Below are 6,209 nucleotides of genomic sequence, written 5' to 3' on the forward strand. Positions count from 1 at the left end.
GGGTGGCTCAATTCATCCCAGGCAGTTGGACTTTAGGTTTCACGTCGTTCTGCACGACGGAGGCCATTGGTGCAACCACTCCCTGGCTCTTGAGCAATTCGCCCATGGTCGCCTTGATTCGGTACTGAGTAAATAACTGAATGTTCTTGATTTCTTCCAGGCGGCGGGAAGCAGTGAACAATTCATTCTCGCTGTCGAGCAAATCCAACAGAGTACGTTGACCAAGGCTGAACTGTTGCTGGTAGGACGTGCGTACGCGGGTGCTGTGATCCACGTACTGCTGGGCGACCGGCAATTGCGCGTTAGCGTTGTTCAGGGCGTTCCAAGCCAAGCCTAGCTCTTCATTGAGTTGGCGCAAGGCGTTGTTGCGGATGTCGAGCGCCTGGTTGGCCTGGTAGGACTTCGATTGCAGGTCGGCCTTGTTGCTGCCACCGGCGAACAGGTTGAAGCGCATGCGCACCATGGCTTCCCAGCCATTGCTGTGGTTGGGATCACCGGAGACGTTGTTGTCGGCGTTGGTGCCCAGTTCAGCGTCAAAGCGCGGATAGAACGTGGATTTGGCAGCGTCGTACTGCTTCTCGGCGGCAGAGATATCCGACTCGGCCGAACGCAGCACCGGGCTGTTGTCGAGCATCTGACGGCGCGCTTCGTTCAGGTCGGCTGGCAGCATGGCCATGAACGGGGCCGGACGCTCGAGTTCGTCGGGCATCTGGCCGACGGCGCTGAGGTAGTTGACCTGCGCGTCGGCCAGGTTGGTCTGCTCGGTGATCAAGTTGTTGCGGGCCTGAGCCAGGCGCGCTTCGGCCTGGTCCTGATCGGCACCGTTGCCGACGCCACGCTGGGTGCGCAACTTGATCTGATCGTAGATGCGCTCGTGGTTGCGCAGGTTGTCTTCGGCCAGGCGCACGAACTCACGGCGGGTCAATACTTCCAGGTAAACCTGGGCAACGGTCAGCGCAGTGCGCTCGGAAGTCCCCAGCAAGGAGTAAGCGCGGGAATTAACGTTGGCTTGTTGACGCCCGACTTCGCTGGAGGTAGCAAAACCGTCAAAAATCATTTGCTGCAGGCGCAGGCTGGATTCGCCGCGGTTAAGCGTGTCCCAGTGATTGCCGCCAGGGTTGTTGGCGCGGGTGGTGGCGTTGTCGGTTCCTTGGCGGCCGTAACCGGCGTTCAAGTCGACACGCGGCAGGTAGCCACCTTGTGCGGCGCGCAATTGGTAATCGGCGGCGATGCGGCTGTTAACACCCGCCTGAATTTCCGGGTGTACGTCCAATGCCTGTTGCATGGCTTGGGGCAGTGTCTGGGCTTGTACGAAACTGGCGGCGAGAGCGAACGGTATTGCCTTGAACAGGTGCAAACGCATTTAAAATTTCCCCAAGACTTCTTGTCTTAAATCACAGCGATTGGCACCGCTGCGTCGGATAATGGCTACCGTGATGACCGTACGTCGGAAAGTTCAAAAAGCGGAACTGCTTCACACATGTAGGACGGTTCGCCGCATAAATATCAATGTGACATTACTAGGGCGATTGTTTAGGATGGCGACCATAAGGTCAATAGTTTGGCACAAACTAGATAGCTAAAAAATCCAGCCAAATATTTGACGTCAATGCATTTATAGACTACGCCCCCAGATTGGCAGCGCTAATAGCGCGCTGCGAAATGGATTTGTCGAAACGGATCGCCGGAGAAAATTTTAATGAGCAGTGTTGTTGCCACCGTCAAAAGCATTGTTGGTCAAGTTTTCGTAATTTCTCCGGAAGGTGCTCGCCGCGTCCTCATTGAAGGTGATCGCTTGTTCGCGGGCGACCAGATCGACACCGGTATGTCGGGCGCCGTGAGCCTGGAGCTTGCCGACGGTCGCATCCTGGACCTGGGCCGTGACACCCAGTGGAGCGCCGATATGCCGGACTCCACCACCGACCTGGCGGCGGCCAGCGAGCAAGCCGCGCCATCGGTGGCCGAGTTGCAACAAGCCATCGCCGCCGGCGCTGACCCGACCACCGACCTGGAAGCCACCGCAGCTGGCGCAAACGCTGCCGGTAACGGTGCCGCCGGGGGTGGCCACAGCTTTGTGGTGCTGGATGCGACCGCCGGCCGCGTCGATCCGACCATCGGCTTCCCAACCGGCACACTTGGCCAGGGCACTTCGGCTCTCAACGCGCTGACCGGCGCCCCAGGCTCCGCTGACGCGGGCAACCTGGTGCTGCAGCCGTCGACCCTGTCCGTGAGCGCAACGCCCACCATCACCGAAGCCGGTGGTGTGCTGACCTACACCGCCACCGTGACCAGGCCCTCCACCAGCGACCTGACCGTCACCTTGTCCAATGGCGCGGTGATTACCATCCCGTCCGGCCAACTGACCGGTACGGTCAACGTTCCCCTGGCCCCTAACGACACCCCCTACAACGACCCGAGCCAGATCAGCGTGGGCGTTACCGGCACCAGCGGCGGCGGCAACCTGGTATTGACCATCGACCCTAACCCGGCCGTGACGCAGATCACCGACACCATCGACACCACCACGGTCACCCTGACCGCTGGTTCGACCGTGACCGAAGGCGGCCAGATCACCTATACCGCCACCCTGACCAACCCAGCGCAGACACCGGTGAACATCACCTTGAGCAATGGCTCGGTGATCACCATCAAGGCCGGTGAGTCGACGGGTACCGTTGTCGTTGATACGCCAGCTAACGACGTCTACAACAATGGGTCGACGGTCAGCACCACCATCACCGGCGCAACGGGCGGCAACTTCGAGAACCTGGTACCGAATACCACGCCTGCGGTCACCACCATTACCGATTCGATCGACACCACCACGGTGACTCTGACCGCTGGTTCGACCGTCACCGAAGGCGGCCAGATCACCTACACCGCCACCTTGACCAACCCGGCGCAGACCCCGGTGAACGTCACCTTGAGCAATGGCTCGGTGATCACCATCAAGGCCGGTGAGTCGACAGGCAGCGTTGTGGTTGATACACCGGCTAACGATGTCTACAACAATGGCTCTACCGTCAGCACCACCATCACTGGTGCAACGGGCGGTAACTTCGAGAACCTGGTACCGAATACCACGCCTGCGGTTACTACCATTACCGATTCGATCGACACCACCACGGTCACCCTGACCGCTGGCTCGACCGTCACCGAAGGCGGCCAGATCACCTACACCGCCACGCTGACCAACCCGGCGCAGACCCCGGTGAACGTCACCTTGAGCAATGGCTCGGTGATCACCATCAAGGCCGGCGAATCGACAGGCAGTGTTGTCGTTGATACGCCGGCTAACGACGTCTACAACAACGGTTCGACGGTCAGCACCACCATCACTGGTGCAACGGGCGGTAACTTCGAGAACCTGGTGCCGAATACCACGCCTGCGGTCACCACCATTACCGATTCGATCGACACCACCACGGTCACTCTGACCGCTGGTTCGACCGTCACCGAAGGCGGCCAGATCACCTACACCGCCACCTTGACCAACCCGGCGCAGACCCCGGTGAACGTCACCTTGAGCAATGGCTCGGTGATCACCATCAAGGCCGGTGAGTCGACAGGCAGCGTTGTCGTTGATACGCCGGCTAATGACGTCTACGTCAACGGCAGCACCGTCAGTACGACGATTGCGAGCGCGACTGGCGGCAATTTCGAGAGCCTGGTGCCGAGCACCACGCCAGCGATTACCACCATTACCGATTCGATCGACACCACCACTGTGACGCTGACAGCGCCAACCGAGGCGAACGAAGGTGGGCAGGTTACGTATACCGCCACGCTTTCCAACAAAGCGGGCACTGATGTCACGCTGAAGTTGGATAACGGCTCCTCGATCACGATCAAGGCTGGCGAAACTGTTGGCACCGTGACTGTGCCTGCGCCTACCGATGACGTGTTCATCGACAAGAGCACGCAGACCGTTCAGATCACTGAGACCTCTGGCGGCAACTTCGAGAAATTGGAAGTTGCAGGCAATGGCGCAACCACCACGATCAACGACACCCTCGACAAGGTTGATGTGGTGCTGACGGCGACCACTACCGTTGGTGAAGGCGGCAATATCGTCTACACCGCCAGCCTTGTGGATAAGAACGGCGCGCCGGTGACTAACATCACCAACCCGTTGACCGTGACTTTGGATAACGGTCAGACCATTACTATCGGTGTTAACCAATCTAGCGGCACCGTTACTACCGTGGCGCCAGACGATATTTATAAAGGCGATCAGACCGTCACTGCTGCTATCAAGGGCGTGACCGGTGGCGAGCATTTCGAGAACTTGGTTCCTGTTACTACCCCGGTTAATACCACCGTTACAGATACACCAGGCACTGACAACACCACTACGGTGACGCTGACGGCTCCAACCGAAGCGAGCGAAGGTGGTCAGATCACCTACACCGCGACCTTGAGCAATAAGGCCGGTACTGACGTCACGCTGAAGTTGGATAACGGCTCTTCGATCACCATCAAGGCTGGAGAAACTGTTGGCACCGTAACCGTGCCTGCGCCTACCGATGACGTGTTTATCGACAAGAGCACCCAGACCGTCCAGATCACCGAAACCATCGGCGGCAACTTCGAAAAACTGGAAGTTGCAGGTAATGGCGCAACCACGACGATCAACGACACCATCGACAAAGTCGATGTGGTTCTGACGGCCACCAACACTGTTGGCGAAGGCGGCAATATCGTTTACACCGCCAGCCTTGTGGATAAAAACGGCGCACCGGTGACCAACATCACCAACCCGTTGACCGTCACCTTGGATAACGGCCAGACCATCACCATTGGCGTAAACCAGACTAGCGGTAGCGTTTCGGTTCTTGCTCCTGATGATGTCTATAAAGGCGATCAGACCGTCACTACTGCTATCAAAGGCGTGACCGGCGGCGAGCACTTTGAAAATCTGGTCCCAGGTACCGATAACGTCACCACAACTGTGACTGATACACCGGGTACCGATAACACCACTACCGTGACGCTGACGGCTCCAACCGAAGCGAGCGAAGGTGGTCAGATCACCTACACCGCGACCTTGAGCAACAAGGCCGGTACCGACGTCACGCTGAAGTTGGATAACGGCTCTTCGATCACCATCAAGGCTGGAGAAACTATTGGCACCGTAACCGTGCCTGCGCCTACCGATGACGTGTTCATCGATAAGAGCACTCAGACCGTCAAGATCACCGAGACCACCGGCGGCAACTTCGAAAAACTCGAAGTGGCAGGCAACGGCGCAACCACCACCATCAACGACACGATCGACAAAGTTGATGTGGTCCTGACGGCCACCACCACCGTTGGTGAAGGCGGCAACATCGTCTACACCGCCAGCCTTGTGGATAAAAACGGTGCGCCGGTGACTAACATCACCAACCCGTTGACCGTCACCTTGGATAACGGCCAGACCATCACCATTGGCGTAAACCAGACTAGCGGTAGCGTTTCGGTTCTTGCTCCTGATGATGTCTATAAAGGCGATCAAACCGTCACCACCGCTATCAAGGGTGTTACCGGCGGCGAGCACTTCGAAAATCTGGTTCCAGGTACTACCCCGGTTAACACCACCGTTACCGATACACCGAGCACCGATAACACCACCACCGTTACGCTGACAGCGCCGACGGAGGCGAATGAGGGTGGCCAGATCACCTATACCGCGACCTTGAGCAATAAGGCCGGTACCGACGTCACGCTGAAGTTGGATAACGGCTCTTCGATCACCATCAAGGCTGGCGACACGGTTGGCACCGTAACCGTGCCCGCTCCTAGCGATGACGTGTTCATCGATAAGAGTACCCAGACCGTCAAGATTACTGACGCTTCCGGCGGCAACTTCGAAAAACTCGAAGTGGCAGGCTCCGGCGCAACGACCACGATCAACGACACCATCGACAAGGTGGATGTAGTTCTAACTGCTACCACCACCGTTGGCGAAGGCGGCAATATCGTCTACACCGCCAGCCTTGTGGATAAAAACGGCGCACCGGTGACCAACATCACCAACCCGCTGACCGTGACATTGGATAACGGCCAGACCATCACTATTGGCGTAAACCAGTCGAGCGGTTCTATCACCACCATCGCGCCAGACGATGTCTACAAAGGCGACCAGACCGTCACTACCGCCATCAAAGGCGTGACCGGCGGCGAGCACTTTGAAAATCTGGTTCCAGGTACTACCCCGGTTAATACCA

At 58.0% G+C, this 6,209-nt stretch carries 2 protein-coding genes; one reads left to right on the forward strand and one right to left on the reverse strand.

What is annotated here, in order from left to right:
• Positions 1-7 precede the first annotated feature (7 nt).
• On the reverse strand, positions 8-1,363 hold the full coding sequence (locus MF6394_RS18100; protein WP_032894249.1) for a TolC family outer membrane protein: 1,356 nt from the start codon (positions 1,361-1,363) through the stop codon (positions 8-10).
• 336 nt (positions 1,364-1,699) lie between these two features.
• On the opposite strand from MF6394_RS18100, the gene MF6394_RS18105 reads away from it, so the two are divergent.
• Positions 1,700-6,209 (forward strand): retention module-containing protein (locus MF6394_RS18105; RefSeq protein ID WP_153046019.1); only part of this gene is annotated, 4,510 nt, incomplete at its 3' end.

The organism is Pseudomonas sp. MF6394 (assembly GCF_002018845.1).
Taxonomy (GTDB): domain Bacteria; phylum Pseudomonadota; class Gammaproteobacteria; order Pseudomonadales; family Pseudomonadaceae; genus Aquipseudomonas; species Aquipseudomonas lactis.